The 256-nt window shown below is 75.0% G+C and carries 1 protein-coding gene; it reads right to left on the bottom strand.

Going from position 1 to position 256, the window contains the following annotated elements:
* On the bottom strand, window positions 1–256 hold a 256-nt coding region (locus tag CVH10_RS26210; RefSeq protein ID WP_181244685.1), incomplete at both ends, for a hypothetical protein.

Here is a 256-nt window from a genome sequence, read left to right as displayed (position 1 = left end):
TGAACGCGAGGTCGTCTGGCCGGGGTGGCATGGGCCGCCCGGGCTCGCCGCCGATGTCGAGGCCACCTGGGATCAGCGCGCGGGCACGCAGCGCCGCGGCCTCCTGGGCCACCCCGTTGGCTGCGGCGAACCCGTCGAGGCGCTCCAGCGACGGCATGTCGATGCAGACCGACGTCTTGGCGCCGAGCTGCGCGAACACGCGCAGCAGCTTCTGGCGGTGCGCATCGGTCGTGCCGGGCGCGAGCGGCACCGGCAC

The sequence above is a fragment of the Halomonas sp. ND22Bw genome, assembly GCF_003011945.1.
Lineage (GTDB): Bacteria > Pseudomonadota > Gammaproteobacteria > Pseudomonadales > Halomonadaceae > Halomonas > Halomonas halophila.
Note: the sequence above shows the minus strand (reverse complement) of the source record. Positions and strands in the feature narration are given on the sequence as shown.